3 protein-coding genes are annotated in these 2,652 nt (G+C 66.9%); 2 read left to right on the top strand and 1 reads right to left on the bottom strand.

Annotated elements, in window-relative coordinates; translation table 11 throughout:
- Positions 1-537 (bottom strand): LysR family transcriptional regulator (locus tag G3436_RS23805; protein ID WP_163950210.1); only part of this gene is annotated, 537 nt, incomplete at its 3' end.
- A 62-nt stretch (positions 538-599) separates the two neighbouring features.
- Between G3436_RS23805 and trpB the strand changes: the two genes are divergently transcribed.
- Positions 600-1,817: a tryptophan synthase subunit beta gene (gene trpB / locus G3436_RS23800; protein ID WP_163950207.1), complete on the top strand. Its 1,218-nt coding sequence runs from the start codon at positions 600-602 to the stop codon at positions 1,815-1,817.
- Positions 1,814-2,626, top strand: a complete 813-nt coding sequence (gene trpA / locus G3436_RS23795; RefSeq protein WP_163950205.1) for a tryptophan synthase subunit alpha — start codon at positions 1,814-1,816, stop codon at positions 2,624-2,626. Before trpB ends, trpA begins: the two co-directional genes overlap by 4 nt.
- Positions 2,627-2,652: the final 26 nt, after the last annotated feature.

Genomic DNA, 2,652 nt, shown 5'->3' with positions numbered 1-2,652 from the left:
CTGCGTGAGCACGTGTACCTGCATGTCGGCCGGCCACGGCGGCTCGGCGAACACCAGCAGCGCGTCCAGGCCGGGGCGACGCGGGTCCAGGTCGCCTTCACCGGCTGACAGGTGCAGGCGCAGTTGCGGCAGGTCGGCCTGCAGGCGCCCCAGCCGCGGGATGAACCAGCGCGCCAGCAGGCTGCCCGAACAGCCCAGCACAAACGGCGCATCGGCACTGTCCTGGCTCAACTCGGCACACACGCTGCGCAGGCGCTCGAAGGCCTCGCTGCTGGCATCGCGCAGCCGACTGCCGGCATCTGTGAGTTTAAGGCCACGCCCGTCCTTGACGAACAGGGTCACGCCCAGGTGCGCCTCGAGCACCTTCAACTGGCGGCTTACCGCGCCGTGGGTCACGTGCAGTTGTTCGGCAGCCTGGCTGACGCTGTTGAGCCGGGCGGTGGCTTCGAAGGCCCGAAGGCATTCAGCGGGGGCAGTTCTCTGGCCATTGACGTGTGAGTTTTCCTGACAGGTTGTGGCGATCTTATCGGTTTTCAGCGGCGCGTGTCGTGGGTAGAGTAGGCCCATTGCGACCTCATACCTACGCCCTGGAGCGACCCATGACCCAGACCAACTTCCGCAGCGGCCCCGACGCCAACGGCCTGTTTGGCGCATTTGGCGGCCGCTACGTTGCCGAAACCCTGATGCCGCTGGTGCTGGACCTGGCCCGCGAGTACGACGCAGCCAAAGCCGACCCCGCGTTTCTCGAACAACTGGCGTACTTCCAGCGCGACTATATCGGCCGCCCGAACCCGCTGTATTTTGCCGAACGCCTGACCGAGCACTGCGGCGGCGCCAAGATCTTCTTCAAGCGTGAAGAACTCAACCACACCGGCGCGCACAAGGTGAACAACTGCATCGGCCAGGTGCTGCTGGCCAAGCGCATGGGCAAGAAGCGCCTGATCGCCGAAACCGGCGCCGGCATGCACGGCGTGGCCACCGCCACCGTGGCCGCGCGCTTCGGCCTGCCCTGCGTGATCTACATGGGCGCCACCGACATCGAGCGCCAGCAGGCCAACGTGTTCCGCATGAAGCTGCTGGGCGCCGAGATCGTGCCGGTCACCGCCGGCACCGGCACCCTCAAGGACGCCATGAACGAGGCGCTGCGCGACTGGGTCACGAATGTCGACGACACCTTCTACCTGATCGGCACCGTGGCCGGCCCGCACCCGTACCCGGCCATGGTGCGCGACTTCCAGTCGATCATCGGCAAGGAAACCCGCGAGCAGCTGCAGGCCAAGGAAGGGCGCCTGCCCGACAGCCTGATCGCCTGCGTAGGCGGCGGCTCCAACGCCATGGGCCTGTTCCACGACTTCCTCGATGACGCCAGCGTGCAGATCATCGGCGTCGAGGCCGGCGGCCACGGGGTCGACACCGACAAGCATGCGGCCAGCCTGAACGGCGGCGTACCGGGCGTACTGCACGGCAACCGCACCTACCTGCTGCAGGACGCCGATGGCCAGATCACCGACGCCCACTCGATCTCCGCAGGGCTCGATTACCCAGGCATCGGCCCGGAGCACGCCTACCTGCACGAAGTGAAGCGCGTGGAATACGTCAGCATCACCGATGACGAGGCACTGGCCGCGTTCCACACCACCTGCCGCCTGGAAGGCATCATCCCAGCACTGGAAACCTCCCACGCCCTGGCCGAAGCCATCAAGCGCGCGCCGAGCCTGCCCAAGGACCACCTGATGGTGGTGTGCCTGTCCGGGCGTGGCGACAAAGACATGCAAACCGTAATGAGCCATATGGCCGCGCAGGAGAAGCAGGCATGAGCCGTCTTGAACAACGTTTTGCCGACCTCAAGCGCGAGGGCCGTGCGGCCCTGGTGACCTTCGTCACGGCCGGCGACCCTGGCTACGACGCCTCGCTGGCGATCCTCAAGGGCCTGCCGGCAGCGGGTGCCGACGTGATCGAGCTGGGCATGCCGTTCACCGACCCGATGGCCGATGGCGTGGCCATCCAGCTGGCCACGTTGCGCGCGCTGGACGCCGGGCAGACCCTGGCCAAAACCCTGCAGATGGTGCGCGAGTTCCGTGTGGACAACCACACCACGCCGATCGTGCTGATGGGCTACTACAACCCGATCCATCGTTTTGGCGTGGAAGCATTCGTGGCCCAGGCCAAGGACGCGGGCGTGGATGGGCTGATCATTGTCGACCTGCCGCCGGAGCATGACGCCGAGCTGGCGACGCCGGCCCAGGCGGCGGGTATCGACTTCATTCGCCTGACCACCCCGACCACCGACGATGCGCGCCTGCCGCGCGTACTGGAGCGCAGCTCGGGCTTCGTCTATTACGTGTCGGTGGCGGGTGTGACCGGTGCAGGTTCGGCGACGGCCGAGCATGTGAGCAGTGCCATCGAGCGGCTGCGCCGGCATACCGACCTGCCGATCAGTGTCGGCTTCGGCATTCGTACCCCGGAGCAGGCGGCGGCGATCGCGCGGCTGGCCGATGGCGTGGTGGTAGGGTCGGCGCTGGTCGACAAGATTGCCAATGCCAACAGCGGCGAGCAGGCGGTCAGCGATGTACTGGCGCTGTGCTCGGCGCTGGCCGAGGGTGTGCGTTCAGCACGCAAGGCTTAGTACCGAGGCGCTCCCTTCGCTGGCAA

The organism is Pseudomonas brassicae, assembly GCF_010671725.1.
GTDB classification, from domain to species: domain Bacteria; phylum Pseudomonadota; class Gammaproteobacteria; order Pseudomonadales; family Pseudomonadaceae; genus Aquipseudomonas; species Aquipseudomonas brassicae.
Note: the sequence above shows the minus strand (reverse complement) of the source record. Positions and strands in the feature narration are given on the sequence as shown.

What these genes read in the sequence shown, in the direction of transcription:
- trpB (WP_163950207.1), top strand. Translation starts at nt 600, where the DNA reads ATGACCCAGACCAACTTCCGCAGCGGCCCCGACGCCAACGGCCTGTTT.
- trpA (WP_163950205.1), top strand. Translation starts at nt 1,814, where the DNA reads ATGAGCCGTCTTGAACAACGTTTTGCCGACCTCAAGCGCGAGGGCCGT.